A 20,865-nucleotide genomic window follows, 5' to 3' on the forward strand; every position below is an offset into this window, starting at 1 on the left:
CCCGCACTTGGACTGTACCGACTCGGTGCTGTCGGAGCCCGGCCCTGAAACCAGCACCGCGGCGCGGCTGTCACTCGACCGCTCGAACCGATCGATCAGTCTTGATGGTGGCGAACTATCGCGGGCCATCGATCGAGCGAATCGCGCGGCAGCTGATACGGCGAGAGCATTTTCTTTTCCGGACACGGCTGCGAATTTCGTTGACCATCGACCGGTGGGTGTGCGGCGCCGACTCGGGCAGCTGCGGACCTGTGTGTACTGCATGCCGGTCACGTGCGTAAACAAGTGGCGATCGCGTCCGACAGTGCATCGCCATCGACCCAGACCGCCTCGCGCAGAACGTCGTCGCGATCGCGCAGTCGACCACACCGTCGGCGTCATTGATGGCGAAGGGGTGAGGCCGCTCCTTGTCCGAGGGCGCGGCGCGAACGGCCAGTGGTTCCGTTCAGAACAGAAGTCGCAGCACACTTCGCCTTAAATATCATGCCAATACAACGAAATCAGTTGTCCTTTGTGGTTGACAGTATCGATTTCGCAATGTTTTCTGTGCGGTATCTGCCGTTGCGCATCGTGGACACCCCGCAGGGCTGCGACGGAAGTGGCGTTCGAGGCGATCTGATCCCCGAGTGGTTCGGACACGTCGGCCGTGCGCCAGAGTCGGCTTCGATTGCCGATTGCATTGACTGAATTTTCAGTTCATCGATTCCAGGAGGTATCGAAGCCATGAATGGATCGACGTTCGTCCTCGAGACCGCGTTCGCACCACCGCCCTCATTCGCGCGGACGACCGCTGCACTGCGTCGATCCGTCCGGGTCGGTGTCGTGCAGCACCGCTGGCTGGCCGACCCCGTCGAACTGCGCGCTCAGCTCGCCGTGGGCATCCGGATCGCAGCCGAACAGGGCGCGCAGGCGGTGTTTCTTCCCGAGTTGACCCTGTCGCGCTATCCGGCGGACGTGCGGGCCGGCGCGAATCCGGGCGGCGCTGCGGAGGAGCTGCTTTCGGGTCCGACCTTCGCCTTCGCCGCCGAGGCTGCGAAGGCGAATGGTGTCGCTGTCCATGCCTCGCTCTACGAGCGCGCGGAGGCTGCCGACGGCCTCGGGTTCAACACGGCGATCTTGGTCTCGCCCGACGGCGAACTCATCGGCCGAACCCGCAAGCTGCATATCCCGGTGACCGACGGCTACTACGAAGACACCTACTTTCGCCCCGGGCCTGCCGACGACCCCTACCCGGTATACCGGCCTGCGGCGCTCGACGGTGCCGCGATCGGCTTGCCGACCTGCTGGGACGAATGGTTCCCCGAAGTGTCGAGGGCCTACTCGCTCGGTGGTGCGGAGATCCTCGTCTACCCCACGGCGATCGGATCGGAGCCGTCGTTCCCGGACTTCGATACGCAACCACTGTGGCACCACGTGATTGTCGGAAATGGCATCACCGCAGGCACTTTCATGATTGTGCCGAACCGGTTCGGCGACGAGGGCAGCGTGAGCTTCTACGGTTCATCGTTCATCTCCGACCCCTACGGCCGCGTGCTGGTTCGCGCTCCACGCGACACCGCGGCGGTGCTGGTCGCCGATCTCGACCTGGAGCAGCGCCGTGACTGGCTCGGCCTGTTTCCCTTCCTGACCACTCGCAGGCCCGACACCTACGCCCGCCTCACCGCACCGGTCGATGCCGCCCGCCCGTACGGGGAGGAAGCATGAGCTGGAAGATGCCGTCGGAAACCGCACCGCAGGAACGGATCTGGATGGCGTTCCCGCCGCTGGGCGCGTCTATTTCGGCGACTCCCGAGTCCGCGCACGCCGCCCGGCTCGCGTGGTCCGCCGTCGCACACGCCATCCTCGACTTCGAACCCGTCACCATGGTGGTCGATCCCACCGACCGGGATGCCGCGCGCCGGTACCTGTCGCAGGCCGTCGAGATCGTCGAGGCTCCACTGGACGACGCCTGGATGCGCGATATCGGCCCGACCTTCGTCCGCGACGAAGCCGGACGACTCGGCGCGGTCGACTGGGTGTTCAACGGCTGGGGCGGACAGGCCTGGGCCCGCTGGGCCGACGACCGCCACATCGGGGCGACCGTCGGCGCACTGGCCGGGGCCGAGGTCATTGCCTCGAATCTGGTCAACGAGGGCGGTGGAATCCAGGTCGACGGACAGGGCACGGTACTGCTCACCGAGACTGTCCAGCTCGATCCTGGCCGCAATCCCGGGCTGGACAAGGCCACGGTGGAAGCCGAATTGGCCCGCACCATCGGCGCCGAACATGTCATCTGGCTGCCGTGCGGGCTCACGCGCGACAGCGAGCGGTTCGGCACCCGCGGTCACGTCGATATCGTCGCCGCCATCTCGGCACCAGGGCGGCTGCTCGTGCACTCTCAGTCCGACCGCTCCCACCCCGATGCGCGGGTGACCGACGAGATCATGGCGGTGTTGCGCGACAGTCACGATGTCGACGGAAAGCCCTGGGAGATAGTCGAAGTGCCCGCGCCGCAGGTGCTGCGCGACGACGAGAGCTGGGTGGACTACAGCTACATCAATCACCTCGTCGTGAACGATGGCGTCATCTGCTGTTCCTTCGACGATCCGCACGATGCCGCGGCACGTGACATCCTCGCCGATGCCTACCCGGGTCGACGCGTGGTCTCCGTCGACGCTCGCGAGATATTCGCGCGTGGTGGAGGTATCCACTGCATCACCCAGCAGCAGCCCGCGTAGCGCTGCCGGGCACGGCGGCCCGCGGGCCGGTCAGCGGCGGCCGTTGCGGGATATCATGACAGCTGCGAATGATGAAGGGCGGGAAGGCAAGTGCGTGGCATGACAAGCCGGCGGGAGGCAATCCTGCGGGCCAGCGCCGCCGCAATCGCCGAGCGCGGAGTGCGTGGTCTGCGCGTGGGTGATGTCGCACAGGTGGCCGGGGTGTCACCCGGGCTGCTCTACTACTACTTCAAAGACCGTGACGGACTGCTCGCCGCCGCGTTGACCTACATCAACGACCGGTCCCGCGTGTACCGGAAGGCGGCGGACGACTCCGGGTCACCGCGCGAGCAGCTCATCGGTCAACTGCTGGCGGAGCTCGAGAACACGCCGGAGATGGTCGAGAACTCCTTGGCCTGGAACGAATTGCGAGCAAGCGCGGTCTATGAACCGCCCCTGCGTGAGCCGCTGGCCCGCACTTCGCGGCAGTGGATCGACGAGATCGCCGATGCTATTCGGGTAGCCCAGGTGGTCGATGATGTGTCCCGTGCCGTGGACGCACCACAGGTCGGGCTCATCATCACAGCGCTGACCGAGGGCTTGGCCGCGCGGTGGCTATCGGGGGAGCTCGCCGCCGAAGAGGCCCGCGCGCACCTGCGCAGCGCATTGGAGACGCTGCTGCCGAGGTCTGGGTAGCGCTCAGCTAACAGCCGCGGGGTCAGCGCGCGGTTGTACAGATTGTCGAAGAAAAGTCGACCCAGTGTCCAACTCGGCGCAGGTCGTGGGCTGTGTCGCAGCGCACACTGAAGGCCACGCAAATTTCAGACAACGCCCGTCCAGCGGGCGGTGAATCGATGACCGGTCCCGCACTCCAGAAATACGTCGACGGCGAATTCGCAGCGTTATCCGCTACGGCCGTGACGTTGCTCGGAGTCCGCCAGGTGCCAATGGTCGTGGTTTCCGAAGGAGGAAACGAATGAGCATCCTCAGTGAGCTCCCGCCCGCCGCACAAACCAGCGAGCGGCCGGTTGACAAGGGGCTTGCCGCAGGCACCATCGGCACCTTCTCCGGTGCGGTCCTCGGGATCTCGACGGTCGCGCCCGGCTACACGCTGACCGCCAGCATCGGTCTGATCGTCGCGGCGGTCGGATTGAAGATGCCGGCAATTCTCCTCGTCGGCTTCGTCCCGATGTTCTTGACTGCCTACGCCTACCGCGAGCTGAACGCACGGATGCCCGACTGCGGAGCCTCGTTCACGTGGTCCACCAAGGCCTTCGGGCCCTATGTCGGCTGGATGTGTGGCTGGGGCATGGTGATGGCGACGGTCATCGTGCTCTCCAACCTGGCCGCGATTGCGGTGGAGTTCTTCTACCTGTTCCTCGGGCGGATCTTCAGTAGTCCAGGCATTGCCGAGCTGGCCGACCACAAGGGCATCAACATCGCCACCACGCTGGTGTTCGTTGCGATCGCGACCCTGGTCGCCGGCCGCGGCATCACCACCAGTGAGCGGGTGCAGTACGTACTCGTCGGGTTCCAGATGATCATTCTGCTGGCCTTCGCGGTCGCCGCGCTGGTACACGTGGCCCGCCACGGTTCGCCCACCCAGCTGAGTTTCGATCTCGACTGGTTCGACCCGTTCACCGGACTCACGTTGAGCGCGTTCATGATCGGGGTGACCGGCTCCATCTTCGCCTTCTGGGGTTGGGACACCTGCCTGACCCTGGGCGAGGAATCCAAGGACCCGAAGCGGGTGCCCGGCCGGGCCGGACTGCTCTGCGTGCTCTCGATCCTGCTGACCTACTTGCTCGTCGCGGTCGCCGTGATGATGTACGCCGGTGTCGGCGACACCGGGCTCGGCCTCGGCAACGAGGAGAACGCCGACAATGTCTTCGGTGCGCTCGCCGACCCGGTGCTCGGCTGGGCGGGCCCGCTGCTGCTGCTCGCGATCCTCGCCTCCTCGGCGGCGAGCCTGCAGACAACCTTCCTGCCCGCGGCCCGCACCATGCTCGCCATGGGCGCCTACGGCGCGTTCCCGAAGAAGTTCAGCAAGGTGAGCCCGCGCTACCTGGTGCCGACCTTCAGCACCGTCGTCGCCGGTGTGGTGACCGGAGCCTTCTACGCCATCGTGTGCCTGCTTTCCGAGCGATCGCTGCTGGATACCGTTGCGGCACTGGGCATCATGATCTGCTGGTATTACGGCATCACGGCCTTCGCCTGCGTCTGGTACTTCCGCAAGGAGCTGTTCACCAGCGCCCGCAACGTCATCTTCAAATTCCTGTTCCCGCTGCTCGGCGGCGCGATGCTGCTGGCGGTGTTCCTGGTGTCGGTCCGTGAAAGCATGGACCCGGACAACGGTAGTGGTGCCTCGATCGGCGGCATCGGACTCGTGTTCTACATGGGCTTCGGCATCCTGCTGCTCGGTGCCGTGCTGATGCTGGTAGTACGCCGGCGCAACCCCGACTTCTTCCGCCGCGGCCTCGACGCCCACACGACTCCGGTAACCGAAGAGCCTGTGCCCGTTCTGATCACGGCGGACGCCTAGTACTGCCACGACATGCCCTGATCGATCGTGAACTGTATGTTTCGGTCTCGTGGGCGGGCGACCGTGACCGCTGCCGAGCCGCCGGGATCGCCGACGAACTCGGGTTCGCTGAGAAGCCGCGGCTGATCGCCTATTACCTCTGCTACAGGCCGCACGCCTGCCGACTGGTCGAGCTGGCTTGGATCGCTGGATCCCGCTGGCATATCGAGGAGGCGTTTCAGCAGGTCGAGCCCGCCTATCTCACTACCGGCGCCGCGGCCACCCACTCACCTGAGTGTCGTTGCAGTTGCATTCCGACAGCTTCCTTATCTAATCGCGTCGATCAGCAACTTCGCTGCCACCGTCGCCCCGTCGGCGCGGATCATTCCGGCCACTACGCTTGCGCGCGCTCGGGTGGTGGACGTCAATGCCATGTCGAGAGCGGCGGACAATGACGCTGTATCGGGACCAGCGTCCTCACACGTCGTGCCAATGCCGAGACCGACCACCCGGCGCGCCCAGTACGACTGGTCCATCATCTGGGGTATCACCACTTGAGGCACGCCAGCCCGGGCGGCGGTCGTTGTCGTGCCCGCGCCGCCGTGGTGGATGACAGCGGCGACCCGAGTGAACAGCGCCTGATGGTTGACCTCTCCAACAGCCATGCAATCGGGGAGGTCGTCGATCACGGCCAACTCGGCCCAGCCACGCGAGAGGAGCGCGCGGCGGTTGTGCGCGCGGATTGCTTCGATCGTGACCCGGGCGATGCCGTTGTGCACCGGCATGCTGCCGAAGCCGATATACACCGGGGGTGTACCCGCGTCCAAGAACGCCTCCAACTCGTCGGGGAGGGGGCGTTCGTCGGGCACGATCCAGGCACCGGTCTGTACGACGTCCAGACCGGGCGATTCTGGCCATGGCCCCAGAACCGGGTCCGCTGCCAACCACGGGCGGTTGGTGATTACATGGTCGCGCACACTGCCCACCGGTGGCAGCCCGAGCGCCGCCCGGCGGGTATCCAGTGCCTCACCGAACTCCGCGTTCCACCCCTGGGCGTCGATCTCCCACTGCAGTTGGTTACCAATCGCCTCCGGCGCAGGCCGATCGCCCGGCATCCGCGGCATCGGCGGATGATGCGGCGAGGGCAGGCTGGTCGGCTGGTAGCTCGCGTACTGGTAGTGGATTCCCAGCTTCTCAGCGACCGACCGGGCGGCGATCTCCATAATGCCGGTTGCTATTACCGCATCGCATCCTGCGGCTGCTGTGGAGATCGTGTCGAACTGAACTGCGGGCCACCGGTCTGCGTAGTCCAGCAGATCCGCCAGCGAGGCTTTTGCGCCATGCGAACCTGGCTTCGGCGGCCCCAACGGCACCAGCGGCACGCCCAGTTCGGTGAAGCGCCTCTCGAAGTCCGGTGGCGCGCACACCCGTACCTGGGCTCCGAGCTCCCGTAACCGCAGCGCGAGCCCCAAGGCCGGCTCGATATCGCCGCGCGTCCCGCTCGCCGACAACAGCACCCGCAACGTCACTCCTTTGTTCCGGCGTGGACCGTAGTCGGCCACAGGAAGTCCGGCGATCAGAGTGTCCCCACCGGTGACGATGGCTTCGGCGTGATGACTCGTCCAGGCTCGCTGTGGCTGTGACGAGTGACTTCGCGCGGCCCGAATGTGTCCCGGAACCACCGAGCAGATGCTGCACTGCTCACCTCGTCCACCACCCGAGTGCCGTTGCCGGACAAGCGGAGATCGCGACGCCGCTGACCAGGTGGTCCGATGTTGTCAGTCGATGCCGAGCTCGGTGAGCAGGTTGCGGACTCTTTGTCCGATCTCGTCGCGGATGGACCGGACGGAGTCGAGGGCTTGGCCTGCGGGGTCGTCGAGCTTCCAGTCGAGGTAGGTGACGCCGGGAAAGAATGGGCAGGCGTCACCGCAGCCCATTGTGATGACGACGGTGGAGGTTTCCACGGTGTCCGAGGTGAGGACTTTCGGAGTCTGATCAGCGATGTCGATGCCGATCTCGGCCATCGCTTCGACGGCGACAGGGTTGATGGTTCCGGCGGGCGCGGTTCCGGCGGATCGGACTTCGACGGCCGCACCTGCGAGGTGGGTGAGAAATCCGGCGGCCATTTGCGAGCGGCCGGCGTTGTGGACGCAAACGAACAAGACGCTGGGCTTGGATGGCATTGGCGGACAGCGCCTTTCAGTCAGCAGAGACGTTGTGCGGGACGACGGTGTTGTCGGCGGTAGTGGTATGCGGATACAGGATGGTGACCAGGCCGAGCCCGATCAGCGCGCCGAGGACTTGAGCGGCGATGAATCCGAGGGTCGAGGCGGGAGCGATCCCGGCGAAGGTGTCGGAGAACATCCGCCCGAGGGTGACCGCGGGGTTGGCGAAGGATGTGGAGCTGGTAAACCAGTAGGCGGCTCCGATGTAGGCGCCGACCGCAGCTGCGGAGTAGCCGGCGCGGCCGGTGCGCGCGAGGGCGAAAATGACAGCGATCAGCCCTGCAGTAGCAACTATTTCGCCGACCAGATGCCCGCCGGTGGCGCGGTGATGGGTCGCGATCTGCACCAGCTCGTGATCGAACATGATGTTCGCGAGCATCGCGCCCAGCACGCCTCCTGCGATCTGCGCGATCAGGTAGGCGGCGACATCGCCGCCGGTCAGGCCGGTGCCGTGGCGGCGACCCAGCAGCCAGTCCGCAGCCGAGACAGCCGGGTTGAAGTGGGCGCCGGAGACGGGCCCGAAGACCAGGATCAACACCGTGAGCCCGAGGGCGGTGGTGGTGGAGTTCTCGAGCAGCTGCAACCCGACATCGTTGGGAGAAAGCTCGCTGGCCGCGATGCCCGAGCCGACCACGATGGTCACCAGCAGCGCAGTCCCGGTGAACTCCGCCAGCAGTCGACGCTTCAGTGCTGCGGGCGTGAAAGCGACGTCGGTCATGCGGGTGCTTCGACCCGGCCGGCACCGGTAGTGACCAAGACATCGGAAAGTCGGTGCAGCGCTGCGGGAATCGCCCAGTAGTAAACCCAGGTGCCGCGCCGCTGGCAGTCGATCAACCCGGCTTCGCGCAGCACTTTGAGGTGGTGGGAGATGGTGGGCTGGGATAGCTCGAACTGCGGGGTCAGCTCGCAGACGCACACTTCCTCGCCGGGCCGGGAGGCGATCAGCGACAGCAACCGCAGCCGCACCGGATCGGCCAGCGCCTTGAACGCGCTCGCCAACTCCACGGCCACCTCGTGGTCCAGCGGGGCTGCGAGGGTGCTGTTGCAGCAGTCGGTGGAGGCGATCACTGGCAGATCCTGTTTAGACACACATCTATATTGACAGATTTCTATTCAGCGGCGCAAGCTGTATAGACATTCATCAATACAGCTGGGTCGGTTACCTGCTCCGGCCTGGATTCCAACCAATCAGGGATGTGATGTCATGACAGACCAGCAGATCGAACTCCGTGAAACCGTGCGAGCCCGGTATGCGCACGCGGCCAGAACTGTTGCCGCGGGCGGGGTCGCCGAGGATTGTTGCGGGACCGACCCCATCGCGGTCGATCAAACCTTCGGCGCGAGCCTGTATGGGGCTACCGACCGCGACCAGCTCCCGATCCGAGCGGCCGCAGCATCATTGGGGTGCGGCAACCCGACCGCGGTTGCTGAACTGCGCGAAGGCGAACGCGTCCTCGACCTCGGATCCGGTGGCGGGATCGACGTGCTGCTCTCCGCGCGCCGTGTCGGGCCGACCGGCAAGGCATACGGCCTCGACATGACCGAGGAAATGCTGGCCCTGGCACTCGAGAACACCGCCAAGGCCGCAGCGCGCAACGTGGAATTTCTCGAGGGAAACATCGAGGCGATTCCGTTGCCCGCCAACACCATCGATGTGGTGATCTCCAACTGTGTGATCAACCTGTCGGTCGACAAACCCGCCGTTTTCGCCGAGATGGCCCGAGTCCTGATCCCGGGTGGGCGCATCGGTATCGCCGATGTCGTCGCCGAGGACGAATTGACCCCACCCCAGCGCGCCGAACGAGGCGACCATGTCGGCTGTATCGCAGGGGCGCTGTCGTTCACCGAGTACCGAAACCACCTCACTGCAGCCGGATTCGCCGACATCGAGATCACCTCGACCCATCAGGTCGCCGACGGCATGCACTCCGCGATCATCAAAGCTGTCAAACCCGGTGCCGAGACGGCGGCCGAATCCCAAGATCCGGCCGCCGTGGACTCGTGCTGCGCGCCAGGCTGTTGCCCTCCCGATGGCGAGCCGTCGCCACCCGATGCGGCAAGCCAGCACTAGCCTTGCGCCGGATTTCGTACTGGTGCTGGTCGGCGAATGGCTCGAGCTCTTGGCGGACACACCAGTCGCATACCGTGATTCACACGCGATCCGCGAGGTGGCGTCATTCAGCCGGGGCGCCGGCCGGCGGCGACCCCGAGTCGAGTAGGCCACTACTCGATACAAGCAAATGCGATGGTGTGACGCTACTACCCGTGTTAACGACCCGAAGTCGCAGCTTCGGTGTGGCCAGAGCAGACCATCTATTTTGTTGAAGGCGGTGACCGCAATGGGAGTGGAATTCGATGCGGGATCATTTACAAGTAGTTCCCCCATTCCGAGTAAACTGACCGAGTTCGTCCTCGATAGGACTGTTGATGTTGTCCTCGGACTGCAGGTCGATCAGAATGACGGTGGGTTTTTCCTCGGGCTGGTACTTCGTACACCGGGTGGAGGGCCCGAATTGGTGAAAAGCTCTGCAGTCTCTTTTGTTTCGGGTGCGTCGGTGGAGATTGGATTCGATGCGGTGCCGGCGGCCATCTATTCGATTGTGATTCAATCGCTGTTCGGCACTGTCGCCGGTACGTACAGAGCACGTTGGGAGAACATCCCCGGGGGAGGGCTGCTGGAAGGCATTCCGGTCACTCTTCCCGCGGAGCCACAATTCGGGGAACTGGAATCGATTCCCCAGGATGTGCCGGACGTACCGGTGGTGCCGGTAGTGGAGGTGGTGGCGGTCGGCCACGCCGAAGAAGACAACCCCTGAGTGCGGCGAAATCGAACTGTCGTACCTGGAGAATTGATCGGGCGCGGCGCATGCTCATTCCGCAGGAGTTGCATGCCGGTCTCGATGTTCACCGAATCCGGCGCTGGGCGCCCGGTCGACGACGTTGCCTCTGCTGATGGCATGGGCATGGGTGACGGCTCGGCCGAGGTTGGCGGTCCCGTAGCTGCGCTGTCGACACCGATGTCAGGAAGCGCGTTGTGGTGTGGTCGGCTGACGTTTGGTTCGCGCGCCGACTGCCCGAGCCGGCCGGTGCCATCACCGGATTGATCGGCCACCCCGCGGTCGGCGCCATCGTCGCCGCCGCAGGAGGTAGCCTCGCCGAAGAATTCGCACGCCGCTTCGGCCCGTCCACCTGAGACCTCGGCTCCGCCGTCCGGGCCTCATGTCCTGGTCCGTTCACCGAGATCATCACTCCACGTGGCATCCGACGGTGGTGGTGGCGCAGGTGCGCGGCGGTGTGGAAGAGCTGGACGCTGCCCTTGAACAATCGCGGCACGCCATCGGTGCCGCGCAACGGAATCGCGTCGGTGTAGATCACATCCGGTTGGATCGGACCAGCTCGGTGAGGTAGAGGGAGCCGACGTCGGTGCACAATGACACGAGCTCTTGCCCGCAAAATGGGAGATCACCACTCGAGTCCGCCGCGGGCACTTGCCGCGTTTCGGTGGCATCGGTGCTGTGGAGTCATCGACCTCGGGTTCAGTCCGACCTTTCCTGCGGGCCGGGATTCCGGTGTCGTAACGGGTGAAAACCCCTGTCCGGTAGCGGGTCTCGTGCGAGAGTGGTCGCGTGGGTGACGAGCTTCCCAGACTCGGCGCGGTTCTGATCGGTACGGTCGTCATCCTGGCGATCGTCGTTCCGCTGATCCTGCTGACCGGAAACGAATACTTCATCCTCGCGCTGCTACCCGGTATCGGGTTGGTCGGAACATTCCAGGGCCTGGTCGAGATCGTCCTCGGTGCGAAACGGCGCTGGGTGATCGCGGCGAGCGGAGGGGTGTTCATCGCGCTCGGTGTGCTCGAGGCCGTTGCCGCGGTGGTGAAAGTCCTGCACGAATCGCCCTGGGTGTGGCTCGCGGCCATCGGTGTGGGTCTGATCGGGGCGGTGATCATGGCCAGGGCGGTGGCGACCGAGGTCGGTCGTGCGTGGTTGCAGGGGCCATTGCTGCGGTTCACGATTCATACCGAACTGGTGAAGCCGAACACCTCGGAATTCGACGCCGCCCACTCCCTGTCTGTCACGCTCCCCACCGCCAGGGAGCTGATCGGGGTGCGGGTGCCTCCGTTCGTCCTCGACTACCATCAGATACTCGACGACGTCGCGGAGTTCCAGCTGGAAACGGCCAGAAAGCTCGGCGCCGCAGGCGAACTCGCGCAGGCCGTCACGCACAGTGCCGAATCGGCGGCGCTGCGCCGGCGCATCACCCGAACCGTTCCCGGTCGCCCCTACCTCGGCCGTTTCGCCGATTCGCTCACGCTCGAAACGTACTTCCTCGACCTCTCGGGCCGAACCGACGCCGCCGTTGCCGCCGCTACCGAGCAGATCGCCCTGGACCGGCGCATCCTCGCCGCCCGGGGCGACAGCGTCATCGAATCCAAGGCTTCCATGATCAACGTTCTCGTCGACGCCATGACCCGCCAGGCAGAACGTTTGGAGGATCTGGGCAGAAAGCCCGAAGCCGAGCAGCTCAGAACAGCGGCGCAAGCTCTCGGGCCGACCAACCCGATCGACCGAGACCCGCGATGAACAGGTCACGGTCCGCATCTGCCACGCTGCTCGGCAAACGAATCCGGCCGCCCCGCGTTCGAATGGCCTCAGCGGCTCCGTCCGGGGCGGCGCGGCGTGTCGTGCCTACTGTGCGGTGGTCTGCCGTTTCGGCAGCTTCCAGCCCGGTCGCGGGAAGTGGCAGGTGTAGCCGTCCGGGTAGCGCTGGAGGTAGTCCTGGTGCTCGGGCTCGGCCTCCCAGAACTCGCTGGCCGGGGTCACCTCGGTGACCACCTTGCCCGGCCACAGGCCCGAGACGTCGACATCGGCGATGGTGTCCAGCGCGACACGGTGCTGATCGTCGTCGAGATAGAAGATCGCCGAACGGTAGCTGGTGCCGATGTCGTTGCCCTGACGGTCCTTCGTCGACGGATCGTGGATCTGGAAGAAGAACTCCAACAGCGTCCGGTAGTCCGTCCGCGTCGGGTCATAGACAATCTCCACCGCCTCCGCGTGGCCCGGGTGATTGCGATAGGTGGGGTGGTCATTGCGTCCGCCGGTGTAGCCGACCCGCGTCGACACCACCCCTGGCTGCTTGCGGATCAAGTCCTCCATGCCCCAGAAGCATCCGCCTGCCAGAATCGCCTTCCGCGTGTCGGTCACGCTTGCTCCTTCGCGAAGAGAGTTCGGTACTGCCCATAACCTGCCGCCTCGAGGTCGTCGAGGTGGATGAACCGCAGCGCCGCCGAATTGATGCAGTACCGCAGGCCGCCCGCCGCGGCCGGCCCGTCGGTGAACACATGCCCGAGATGGCTGTCACCGTGCGTCGAACGCGCCTCGATGCGGATCATCAGATGACTGAAGTCCCGCTTCTCGACCACATTCGCGGCGTCGATCGGTTTGGTGAAACTCGGCCATCCCGAGCCACTGTCGAACTTGTCGACCGAGGCGAACAACGGCTCACCGGACACCACATCCACATAGATACCCGGCTCGTGATTGTCCCAGTACTCGCCCGTGAATGCTCGCTCGGTCCCGTTCTCCTGCGTGACGTGATACTGCTCCGGCGACAGCGCAGTGACCGCGGCGGGATTCCTGTTGTATTCCGGTGCCACATGACCTCCTCATATCGACGCCACGTACAACCCTGGCTGCGGTCCGGAAAGTCCCACCCAGCGGCGGCGTCACATTCCGGGTCACAAATCGCTCGGGTCGGCCGCGCGTCATCGCTGTTTCGTCAGGGCATCATCAGCACCACGGCCTTGCGCACACGGATCGGTGCGGCATCCAACGTCCCGGTCGGCACTCCGAAACGGGTCTGTTGTTCGCCGTCCGTAGGGCAGGTGGTCAGCGGTCGAACTGGGCGCGCTTGTGGTCGCCGTAGGGCTCGTCGCGTTCGCGGACAGCCTCGCGGAAACCGACAGTGGCCGAACGCAGTTGGAAGGCGTAGCCCTCGCGGGTGTGGCGGGAGATGCCGTCGAAGACGGTGCTGATCATGGCGGAGTTGGCGACACCCTGGGACTGCAGCGCCGAATTGAGGGCGAGTTTGGCCATCATCAGTTGATTGACCGGCATGCGTGCGATCCGTTCGACGAGGGCTTCGGTGCGTGCGTCGAGTTCAGCGGCGGGCCACGATTCGATCGCGAGACCCCATTCCTCGGCCTGTTTGCCGCTGAGGCAGTCGCCGGTGAAGAGCAGTCGTTTGGCGCGCTGGTCGCCGAGCCGGTGTGCCCACATACCTGCGGCGGGGATGCCCCAGACTCGGGTGGGCGGGTAGCCGATCTTGGTGTCGTCGGCGCAGATGATCTGGTCGGCGTACAGCGCGATATCGGTGCCGCCCGCGATGGCGAAGCCGTGGAGTTTGGCCACGGTGGGCTTGTTGGCGTGCATGAGGCTGGCGAAGCCGCGATTGAACCGGCTCATCATCGCGTAGTCGATCATCGGATCCCAGGTGCCCCAGGGGTTGTGGTTGACCGCCTGCACCGTCGGGTCGGCAACGGTGCCCGTGGTATCGACGGCGGCGTCGGCGCCGCCGAAGCCTTGTTCGGCGAACATGTCCAGGTCGTACCCGCCGCAGAAACCCTTGCCGCGCCCCGACACCACGATCACGTGCACCCGCGGATCCAGATCGGCGCGCTCGACCGCGTGCGCCAGATCGATCGGGGTGTCGGGCGTGATGGTGTTGCCCTTCTCCGGACGGTTGAAGGTGATTCGCGCGATGCGTCCGTCGCGCTCGTAAGTGAGCGTCCGGTATTCGCGGTCGCCGCCGGGCTCGGGCCGATTCTGCCAGGGGGAATCGGGCACCTCCGTCCAGTTCTCATACCACGCGGCCGGGCGCTGACCGGAATGAGTGTTGTTGTCGGTCAAGGTTTTTCCCTTCGCTGGGGGCGGAAGTACGGCGGGTGCCGCCGCGTCCGGGTCGGCCCGCCGAAGCCGGGCGTTCGTATGGAGCTTGACCGATCGCGGCATTGACAGTCAATAGTGACTGTGAAATTCTCGGGCGTCGATGGCCGAACACAGCGAAAGGCCGGCATTGACCACACGCGACGCCCAGAAGCGAGCCACCCGGGCTCGCATCCTCGACGTGGCAACCCAGCTATTGGTCGAGCGCGGCTACTCGGCCCTGACCACGGTCGCTGTCCAGCGCGCGGCCGGTCTCAGCCGCGGCGCGCTCCTGCACCACTTCCCGACCGTCCATGATTTGTCGAAGGCGCTGATCGCCAATCTGGTCGAGCTGAACGAGCAGGCGGCGCGCGCCGCCGCGGCACGGCTCGGGGACTCCGCCGACCCGGTGCAACGCGCGTTGACGGCACTGCACGAGACGATGACGCGACCGCCCGCGCAGGCGGAGTTCGAGTTGTGGGCGGCCGCGCGCACCGACCCCGACTTGGCGGTGGTGCTGCTCGCGGCCGAGCGCGCGGCGGGCCGCGATCTGTTCCGCGTTGTCGATGACCTGTTCGGCCCGCTGATCACCGCACACCCGCGGTATCCGGTGGTCCGCGACCTCACCATCACGATGCTGCGCGGCACAGCGATCGCCAGGGTGCTGCACACCTCCGACAAATCGGTCGAAACGACGCTGCGTCATTGGGCCGACGCCATCCGCGTGCTGCTGGCCTTCGACGCCGCGCCCTCGGCTGCGGACGGCCGGGATCGATCGGGCGGGGTCGGCGGGAGGCGTTAGATCGGTACTTGCCTGCCCATCTACATCAGTAGCAACGGAACGGTATTGATGATGGTGTGCGCCGCCACCAACGCCCACACATTGCGATACCGAGCCCAGAGGTAGCCAGCAAACAGCGCGTAGGTGCCTTGGAATGCCACGATGGCGCCCAACCTGAGTGGCAATCCGCTCAATGCGGCCGAACCCTGTCCATGTGTCGGGAGGTGCAGCCAGGCAAACAGCAACGCGGCGAGCACGATTGCCGGCCAGCGGCCGAGCAGCGCTTCCAGCCGGGTCTGCAGCATGACGCGGTAGAACACTTCCTCGCAGATATTGGCGGTCAACACGGTCACCGTGGCGCCGATGACCAGCACCACCGGATCCGGATAATCCTCCGCACTCGGGAGCGGACCGGAGAACGGCCCTACCGAACTGAGGTAGCCGAAGGTCAGTAGCGCGGGAATCGGTGCGAGCCAGCGCCACCCGCGCCGCGGCCACCACACGTGCTGTTCCCGATGTGGCGCCGATATGTCATGCGCCGAGCGGAATGCCCGGAATGCGAGCCAGGGCAGGATCAGAAAGAATATCGGCTTGCCGAGGGCCCATAGGGTTTGGACGACATCACTCGACGTCCCCGCGACGATAAGCGCGAACAGCACCGTCGGGATCAGCACCGCCACCCAGGCGATCACCGCGGTCTCCCTGACCAGCACCCGCCGGTCTCCGATGACCTCGGGCGCGAGCACGGCCGCGCGCGGCGGCACCAGTCGCACCAGCAGCAGCCCCGCGGCGACCGGCAACAACGCGCCCGCCAGCGGCAGCCGATCATCGGAGTCCGTGGACGGGACGATCGAGTCGTGACCGCTGACGAGCAGGCCGACCACGGCACCGACGAATACCGCCAGCCCACCCGCGAGAACCAGGCCACCCCTGGTTTGTGCGCCCCGGCGCAGGGTGGACAAACCGGCCGCTGTGGTGTCGGCATTGCGAACATCGAGCCTGGGCAACGGAGCGGTCTCCTTCGAAGTACTGAATCGGTTGCGATCCAGCCTCGGTGACACCGACTCCGAGCCACAACCTCCTAAAGGAGGACCCGCTTGCGCCGCGACACGTTTCTGGAAGCGGAAGGTGCCGTGTGCCCGTCATGATCGCAGCGACGGAAAACGGAGGAGATATGGGTGTGCGACGGTGGGGACTGGGGCTGCTCGTTGCAGCCGGATTACTCAATGTGGTGCCGATGCTCGGCGCGGTATCGACGCAGTGGGCCCGCTCGGCATATGGCATTGATGCGGTGAGCAGTGATGTCGAGGTGCTGCTGCGGCATCGGGGGTTGCTGTTCGGGATAGTCGGCGCCGGATTGCTCGTCGCCGTTTTTCGGCCGCATCTGCGCAACGCCGCGGTGACGGCGAATGCGACGAGTTTCGCGGGCTTCATCATTCTGGTGCTGGCCCAGCCTTCGGGAAACTCGTCGCTCGTGCGGATCGCGTGGTTCGATGTCGCGGGATTGATCGCGCTCGCCGTCGGGTTCGCGCTCGTGACGCGCAAGGCGTCCGATCCTGCATCGACCCAGGTGGCGGCGTCGTGATGAGGGCCGCAACCGTCGTCGCTATCGGTGTGATGTTCTGTGCCATGGGCGTGTTCGCGCTGATCGCTCCGGCCGCGCTGGCCCGGCCGTTCGGCATCCGACTCCAGACGCCGCAGAGCCGTTCCGAAATCCGAGCCGTATACGGCGGATTCGGCATCGCGGTGGCGGCCATGCTGTGGTGGGCGGCCGCGGGCAGCACCGACCGCCACGCCGGAATCGTGATTGCTGTCGGTATCGCGTTGGCGGGCATGGCCTGCGGCCGGTTGGTGTCGCGGCTACTCGACACCGCGACCCCGTTCTATCCGATCTGGTTCTATTTCTGCGTCGAAGCGGTCGGTGCGGGATTGTTGATCGCGATCGCATGAGGCGTTCCCGCGGTGCGATCATGACGCGTATGACTCCGACGATCTGGCTGTGGCCCGGGCATGCCGCATACCTCGGACCGTCATTTCATCTCGACGCACACACCACTGCCGTGGATTGTTTCGCCATGGGGGTGGATGCCTCGTTCACGCTGCACGCGTCGGAATGCGGTGAACGCCACGTCTGCAGCGCGTTGATCCCCGCGCGGACCAGGCATCAGATCGTCTCCGGCGATGGTCGAATGCTGTTCTTGTATCTCGACCCCGGCGCGGCACGCGGTCGAAACCTCCGCGCCGCGATGCTCGACCAGTCACCGAGCATCTGTTTCCACCATCGAGCCGAGTCTGCGATCCGCGGTTATCTGCGTGACTCGCAGGCGCCGGATTCCGGGCCGCTGCTCGAACGTGTGCTCGGTGCACCGGAACCTCCGATCATCGACGGACGCATCCGCGCCGCCATGCTCACGATCAGAGATCAACCGGCCCGCAATCCCACCGCGGCCGAACTCGCCGCCGCGGCGGGGCTGTCCACCTCCCGATTTCTCCATCTCTTCTCGGTACACGCGGGCACCAGTTTCCGCCGATACCGCGTGTGGGCACGAATGCTGTACGTCGCCACTGCCGTAGGCAAAGGGATGGACCTCACCCGGGCCGCCACCGAGGCCGGGTTCGCTTCCCCCAGTCACTTCAGCGACACATTCCACGCCATCTTCGGCCTGACCGCGACCGCCGTGATCGCGAGCGGCGTGCACATCGTCGCCGCGGACTCGTGAACGAAACCGCCACTGCCACTGAAGAATAAGCGCACGACACCCCGCGAGCGGTATCTGCTCGCGGGGTGCCGTACGAGGCCGCGACGACCGGCCCGTCGGTCGGTCGTCGTGCCGTGATCAGGCGAGGTCGAACCGGTCCAGGTTCATCACCTTGGTCCACGCGGCGACGAAGTCCTCGACGAACTTCTGCTTCGAATCGTCGGTCGCGTAGACCTCTGCCAGAGCGCGCAGCTGCGAATTCGACCCGAAGACCAGGTCGGCGCGGCTACCTGTCCACTTCACCTCGCCGCTGTTGCGATCCTTGCCCTCGTAGGTCCCGTCGTCGGGCGACGTCGGCTCCCACTTCGTGCCCATGTCGAGCAGGTTCACGAAGAAGTCGTTGGTCAACGACTCGGGGGTCGCGGTGAACACGCCCAGCGGCGACTGCTTGTAGTTCGCGCCGAGCACGCGCAGGCCGCCGACAAGGACGGTCATTTCCGGACCGCTCAGGGTCAGCAAGTTCGCCTTGTCGATCAGCAGGTACTCGGCCGGGAGCCTACTGGCCTTGCCGAGGTAGTTGCGGAAGCCGTCCGCATTCGGCTCCAGCGCCGAGAAGGACTCCACATCGGTCTGCTCCTGCGTGGCGTCCGTGCGTCCCGGCGTGAACGGCACCTCGACGTCGTGGCCGGCGTTCCTGGCGGCCTGCTCGACGGCCGCGGACCCGGCGAGCACGACGAGATCGGCGAACGACACCCGCGTGTTCCCGGTCTGGGCCGCGTTGAAGGACTCCTGGATCCCCTCCAGAGTCCGCACCACCTGTGCGAGCTCGTCGGGGTTGTTGACCTCCCACCCGCTCTGCGGCTGGAGGCGGATACGTCCGCCGTTCGCGCCGCCACGCTTGTCACTGCCGCGGAACGACGACGCCGCCGCCCACGCGGTCGAAACAAGCTGCGAGACAGACAGACCCGACGACAGGATCTGGCTACGGAGGGCGGCGATGTCGGCTGCCCCGATGAGATCGTGCGTCACCGCGGGGACAGGGTCCTGCCACAGCAGGGCCTCCTGTGGGACCAGCGGCCCGAGGTAGCGGACGATCGGCCCCATATCGCGGTGGGTCAGCTTGTACCAGGCCTTGGCGAACTCGTCCGCGAGCTCTTCGGGGTGGTCGAGCCAACGCCGGGTGATCTGCTCGTAGACGGGGTCGACCCGCAGCGAGAGGTCCGTTGTCAGCATCACCGGGGTGTGGCTCTTCGACGGGTCGTGGGCGTCGGCCACGGTGCCCGCCCCGGCGCCGTCCTTGGGGATGTACTGCCACGCGCCGGCGGGGCTCTTGGTCTTCTCCCACTCGTAGCCGTAGAGGGTTTCGAGGAAGCTGTTGTCCCACTTGGTCGGTGTAGGCGTCCAAGTGCCTTCCAGACCACTGGTGATCGCGTCCTTGCCGACACCGGTGCCGAAGGAGCTCTTCCAGCCGAGGCCCTGTTCTTCCAGGGGAGCGGCCTCCGGCTCGGGGCCGACGAGGTCAGCGTCGCCCGCACCGTGCGTCTTGCCGAAGGTGTGGCCGCCGACGATGAGCGCCGCCGTCTCGACATCGTTCATGGCCATGCGACGGAACGTCTCACGGATGTCGGTGGCCGCGAGGAGCGGGTCCGGGTTGCCGTTGGGCCCCTCCGGGTTCACGTAGATCAGGCCCATCTGGACTGCGGCGAGGGGGTTCTCGAGATCCCGGGTGCCGGTGTACCGCTCGTCGTCGAGCCAGGTGTGCTCAGGACCCCAGTAGACGTCCTCCTCTGGCTCCCACTGGTCGACGCGGCCGCCGCCGAAGCCGAAGGTGTCGAAGCCCATCGACTCCAGTGCAACATTGCCCGCGTAGACGATCAGGTCGGCCCAGGAGAGCTTCTTGCCGTACTTCTGTTTGACCGGCCACAGCAGGCGGCGCGCTTTGTCGAGGCTGGCGTTGTCGGGCCAGCTGTTGAGCGGCGCGAACCGCTGCATGCCCGCGCCCGCTCCACCGCGACCGTCGTTGATGCGGTAGGTGCCTGCGGCATGCCAGGCCATCCGAATGAACAACGGGCCGTAGTGGCCGTAGTCGGCGGGCCACCACTCTTGCGAGGTTGTCATCACCTCCTCGATGTCCTGCTTCACCGCGGCCAGATCGAGGGTCTTGAATTCCGCGGCATAGTCGAAGTCCTCGCCCATGGGATTGGCCACGGCGGGGTTCTTCTGGAGGATTTTCAGGTTGAGCTGGTTGGGCCACCAGTCACGGTTGCTGCCGCCCTCGGTCGGATACTTGAGGCGACCTGACATGACGGGGCAACCACTCTCGGCGGGTTCGGTGTTCGCCTCTCCGATGGGCGGGTGTTCCTGGGGCACGGCAATTCCTTTCGGGAGTGAGTGAATCGGGCTGTGATCACTGGGGTGTTGGTGACGTCTGTTTTGCGGAGCAGTCGGGGCACAGGCCCCAATAGATGACCTCGGCCTCGTCGAGGACGAAACCGTTGTGGTCCGAGGCGGTCAGGCAGGGCGCCTCGCCGACGGCGCAGTCGACGTCGGTGATGACGCCGCACGACCGGCACACGAGGTGATGGTGGTTGTCGCCGACGCGCGTTTCGTAGCGCGCCACCGTGCCCATCGGCTGGATGCGCCGCAGCAGACCTGCGGCGGTCAGTGCCCGCAGCACGTCGTACACGGCCTGATGGGACACCGCACCGAGGGTCTCGCGCACTCGACCGAGGATCGAGTCCGTGTCGGAGTGCGGATGGTTGTGCACCGCGGTCAGCACCGCCAGCCGCGGCGCCGTCACGCGCAGCGCAGCCCCGCGCAGCATGCGCTCGAAATCCGATTTGGTGGACACATTCCGAAGTATTACTCATTCAAGTATTGGCCGGGGGCGATTCGGGGAAAATTTTGTTCCGAAACGGGGCGGTGGCTCGTTCAGCGGGCGAGCGGTGATCGCCGCGGTCGTCGGGGTTGGTCGGCGCGGAGCAGGGGACGCCGGGGTACCTGCCGCGCGAACAGCGCAA

The 20,865-nt window shown here is 65.7% G+C and carries 22 protein-coding genes; 12 read left to right on the forward strand and 10 right to left on the reverse strand.

The window, feature by feature from the left end; all coding sequences use genetic code 11:
• Nucleotides 1–723: 723 nt before the first annotated feature.
• The 4 genes from OHQ90_RS19150 to OHQ90_RS19165 all read left to right on the forward strand — a co-directional run bounded on the left by OHQ90_RS19150 (nt 724) and on the right by OHQ90_RS19165 (nt 5,238).
• Entirely contained in the window at nt 724–1,704 is a 981-nt protein-coding gene (locus OHQ90_RS19150; RefSeq protein WP_328412366.1) for a nitrilase-related carbon-nitrogen hydrolase, read from the forward strand.
• Nucleotides 1,701–2,717, forward strand: a complete 1,017-nt coding sequence (locus OHQ90_RS19155; protein ID WP_328412367.1) for an agmatine deiminase family protein — start codon at nt 1,701–1,703, stop codon at nt 2,715–2,717. Before OHQ90_RS19150 ends, OHQ90_RS19155 begins: the two co-directional genes overlap by 4 nt.
• 99 nt (nt 2,718–2,816) lie before the next feature.
• Entirely contained in the window at nt 2,817–3,392 is a 576-nt protein-coding gene (locus OHQ90_RS19160; protein ID WP_328412368.1) for a TetR/AcrR family transcriptional regulator, read from the forward strand.
• Nucleotides 3,393–3,672: 280 nt separating this feature from the next.
• Entirely contained in the window at nt 3,673–5,238 is a 1,566-nt protein-coding gene (locus OHQ90_RS19165; RefSeq protein WP_328412369.1) for an APC family permease, read from the forward strand.
• A gap of 305 nt (nt 5,239–5,543) precedes the next feature.
• On the opposite strand, the gene OHQ90_RS19175 is transcribed toward OHQ90_RS19165, so the two are convergent.
• From OHQ90_RS19175 to OHQ90_RS19190, 4 genes are all read right to left on the reverse strand, one after another.
• A complete protein-coding gene (locus OHQ90_RS19175; protein WP_328412371.1) occupies nt 5,544–6,740 on the reverse strand; it encodes a glycosyltransferase in 1,197 nt (398 codons plus the stop codon).
• A 255-nt stretch (nt 6,741–6,995) separates the two neighbouring features.
• On the reverse strand, nt 6,996–7,400 hold the full coding sequence (locus tag OHQ90_RS19180) for an arsenate reductase ArsC (RefSeq protein ID WP_328412373.1): 405 nt from the start codon (nt 7,398–7,400) through the stop codon (nt 6,996–6,998).
• A gap of 16 nt (nt 7,401–7,416) precedes the next feature.
• Nucleotides 7,417–8,160, reverse strand: a complete 744-nt coding sequence (locus tag OHQ90_RS19185; protein WP_328412375.1) for an MIP/aquaporin family protein — start codon at nt 8,158–8,160, stop codon at nt 7,417–7,419.
• Complete coding sequence (locus OHQ90_RS19190; RefSeq protein WP_328412377.1) at nt 8,157–8,531, reverse strand: metalloregulator ArsR/SmtB family transcription factor; 375 nt, start codon at nt 8,529–8,531, stop codon at nt 8,157–8,159. Before OHQ90_RS19190 ends, OHQ90_RS19185 begins: the two co-directional genes overlap by 4 nt.
• Nucleotides 8,532–8,646: 115 nt before the next feature.
• Here OHQ90_RS19190 and arsM point away from each other — a divergent pair, with 115 nt between their 5' ends.
• From arsM to OHQ90_RS19210, 4 genes are all read left to right on the forward strand, one after another.
• A complete protein-coding gene (gene arsM, locus OHQ90_RS19195; protein ID WP_328412379.1) occupies nt 8,647–9,513 on the forward strand; it encodes an arsenite methyltransferase in 867 nt (288 codons plus the stop codon).
• 268 nt (nt 9,514–9,781) lie between these two features.
• Nucleotides 9,782–10,258: a hypothetical protein gene (locus OHQ90_RS19200; RefSeq protein ID WP_328412381.1), complete on the forward strand. Its 477-nt coding sequence runs from the start codon at nt 9,782–9,784 to the stop codon at nt 10,256–10,258.
• A gap of 218 nt (nt 10,259–10,476) precedes the next feature.
• Nucleotides 10,477–10,635: a hypothetical protein gene (locus tag OHQ90_RS19205; protein WP_328412383.1), complete on the forward strand. Its 159-nt coding sequence runs from the start codon at nt 10,477–10,479 to the stop codon at nt 10,633–10,635.
• Nucleotides 10,636–11,068: 433 nt separating this feature from the next.
• A complete protein-coding gene (locus tag OHQ90_RS19210; protein ID WP_328412385.1) occupies nt 11,069–12,025 on the forward strand; it encodes a hypothetical protein in 957 nt (318 codons plus the stop codon).
• Between the two features lie 105 nt (nt 12,026–12,130).
• Here the strand turns inward: OHQ90_RS19210 and msrA are convergent, their stop codons facing one another.
• The 3 genes from msrA to OHQ90_RS19225 form a co-directional block, all read right to left on the reverse strand.
• A complete protein-coding gene (msrA, locus tag OHQ90_RS19215) occupies nt 12,131–12,598 on the reverse strand; it encodes a peptide-methionine (S)-S-oxide reductase MsrA (RefSeq protein ID WP_406239463.1) in 468 nt (155 codons plus the stop codon).
• A 44-nt stretch (nt 12,599–12,642) separates the two neighbouring features.
• On the reverse strand, nt 12,643–13,098 hold the full coding sequence (msrB, locus tag OHQ90_RS19220; RefSeq protein ID WP_328412389.1) for a peptide-methionine (R)-S-oxide reductase MsrB: 456 nt from the start codon (nt 13,096–13,098) through the stop codon (nt 12,643–12,645).
• 232 nt (nt 13,099–13,330) lie between these two features.
• Nucleotides 13,331–14,350, reverse strand: a complete 1,020-nt coding sequence (locus tag OHQ90_RS19225) for a crotonase/enoyl-CoA hydratase family protein (protein ID WP_328412390.1) — start codon at nt 14,348–14,350, stop codon at nt 13,331–13,333.
• Nucleotides 14,351–14,516: 166 nt separating this feature from the next.
• Between OHQ90_RS19225 and OHQ90_RS19230 the strand changes: the two genes are divergently transcribed.
• Nucleotides 14,517–15,167: a TetR/AcrR family transcriptional regulator gene (locus tag OHQ90_RS19230; RefSeq protein WP_328412391.1), complete on the forward strand. Its 651-nt coding sequence runs from the start codon at nt 14,517–14,519 to the stop codon at nt 15,165–15,167.
• A 20-nt stretch (nt 15,168–15,187) separates the two neighbouring features.
• Here the strand turns inward: OHQ90_RS19230 and OHQ90_RS19235 are convergent, their stop codons facing one another.
• Nucleotides 15,188–16,153: a CPBP family intramembrane glutamic endopeptidase gene (locus OHQ90_RS19235; protein WP_328412392.1), complete on the reverse strand. Its 966-nt coding sequence runs from the start codon at nt 16,151–16,153 to the stop codon at nt 15,188–15,190.
• Between the two features lie 137 nt (nt 16,154–16,290).
• Here OHQ90_RS19235 and OHQ90_RS19240 point away from each other — a divergent pair, with 137 nt between their 5' ends.
• Genes OHQ90_RS19240 through OHQ90_RS19250 form a run of 3 tightly spaced genes read left to right on the forward strand, consistent with a single transcriptional unit; the run spans nt 16,291 to nt 17,866 of the window.
• Nucleotides 16,291–16,731, forward strand: a complete 441-nt coding sequence (locus tag OHQ90_RS19240) for a hypothetical protein (protein WP_328412394.1) — start codon at nt 16,291–16,293, stop codon at nt 16,729–16,731.
• Nucleotides 16,731–17,096, forward strand: a complete 366-nt coding sequence (locus OHQ90_RS19245; protein WP_328412943.1) for a DUF4345 domain-containing protein — start codon at nt 16,731–16,733, stop codon at nt 17,094–17,096. Before OHQ90_RS19240 ends, OHQ90_RS19245 begins: the two co-directional genes overlap by 1 nt.
• A gap of 20 nt (nt 17,097–17,116) precedes the next feature.
• A complete protein-coding gene (locus tag OHQ90_RS19250) occupies nt 17,117–17,866 on the forward strand; it encodes a helix-turn-helix domain-containing protein (protein WP_328412396.1) in 750 nt (249 codons plus the stop codon).
• Between the two features lie 117 nt (nt 17,867–17,983).
• Here the strand turns inward: OHQ90_RS19250 and katG are convergent, their stop codons facing one another.
• The gene (gene katG / locus OHQ90_RS19255; protein ID WP_328412398.1) at nt 17,984–20,215 is read right to left on the reverse strand and encodes a catalase/peroxidase HPI; all 2,232 of its coding nucleotides are present in this window, start codon (nt 20,213–20,215) and stop codon (nt 17,984–17,986) included.
• Nucleotides 20,216–20,252: 37 nt separating this feature from the next.
• Complete coding sequence (locus OHQ90_RS19260; RefSeq protein WP_442941481.1) at nt 20,253–20,669, reverse strand: Fur family transcriptional regulator; 417 nt, start codon at nt 20,667–20,669, stop codon at nt 20,253–20,255.
• Nucleotides 20,670–20,865: the final 196 nt, after the last annotated feature.

The sequence above is a fragment of the Nocardia sp. NBC_00403 genome (genome assembly GCF_036046055.1).
In the GTDB taxonomy this organism is placed as follows: domain Bacteria; phylum Actinomycetota; class Actinomycetes; order Mycobacteriales; family Mycobacteriaceae; genus Nocardia.

Bases quoted from the DNA above. Each gene is read 5' to 3' on its own strand.
- OHQ90_RS19200 (WP_328412381.1), top strand. From the start codon at position 9,782: ATGGGAGTGGAATTCGATGCGGGATCATTTACAAGTAGTTCCCCCATT.
- OHQ90_RS19165 (WP_328412369.1), top strand. From the start codon at position 3,673: ATGAGCATCCTCAGTGAGCTCCCGCCCGCCGCACAAACCAGCGAGCGG.
- OHQ90_RS19185 (WP_328412375.1), bottom strand. From the start codon at position 8,160: ATGACCGACGTCGCTTTCACGCCCGCAGCACTGAAGCGTCGACTGCTG.
- arsM (WP_328412379.1), top strand. From the start codon at position 8,647: ATGACAGACCAGCAGATCGAACTCCGTGAAACCGTGCGAGCCCGGTAT.
- OHQ90_RS19150 (WP_328412366.1), top strand. From the start codon at position 724: ATGAATGGATCGACGTTCGTCCTCGAGACCGCGTTCGCACCACCGCCC.
- msrA (WP_406239463.1), bottom strand. From the start codon at position 12,598: ATGGAGGACTTGATCCGCAAGCAGCCAGGGGTGGTGTCGACGCGGGTC.
- OHQ90_RS19160 (WP_328412368.1), top strand. From the start codon at position 2,817: ATGACAAGCCGGCGGGAGGCAATCCTGCGGGCCAGCGCCGCCGCAATC.
- OHQ90_RS19240 (WP_328412394.1), top strand. From the start codon at position 16,291: ATGATCGCAGCGACGGAAAACGGAGGAGATATGGGTGTGCGACGGTGG.
- OHQ90_RS19180 (WP_328412373.1), bottom strand. From the start codon at position 7,400: ATGCCATCCAAGCCCAGCGTCTTGTTCGTTTGCGTCCACAACGCCGGC.
- OHQ90_RS19155 (WP_328412367.1), top strand. From the start codon at position 1,701: ATGAGCTGGAAGATGCCGTCGGAAACCGCACCGCAGGAACGGATCTGG.
- OHQ90_RS19245 (WP_328412943.1), top strand. From the start codon at position 16,731: ATGAGGGCCGCAACCGTCGTCGCTATCGGTGTGATGTTCTGTGCCATG.
- OHQ90_RS19260 (WP_442941481.1), bottom strand. From the start codon at position 20,669: ATGCTGCGCGGGGCTGCGCTGCGCGTGACGGCGCCGCGGCTGGCGGTG.
- OHQ90_RS19250 (WP_328412396.1), top strand. From the start codon at position 17,117: ATGACGCGTATGACTCCGACGATCTGGCTGTGGCCCGGGCATGCCGCA.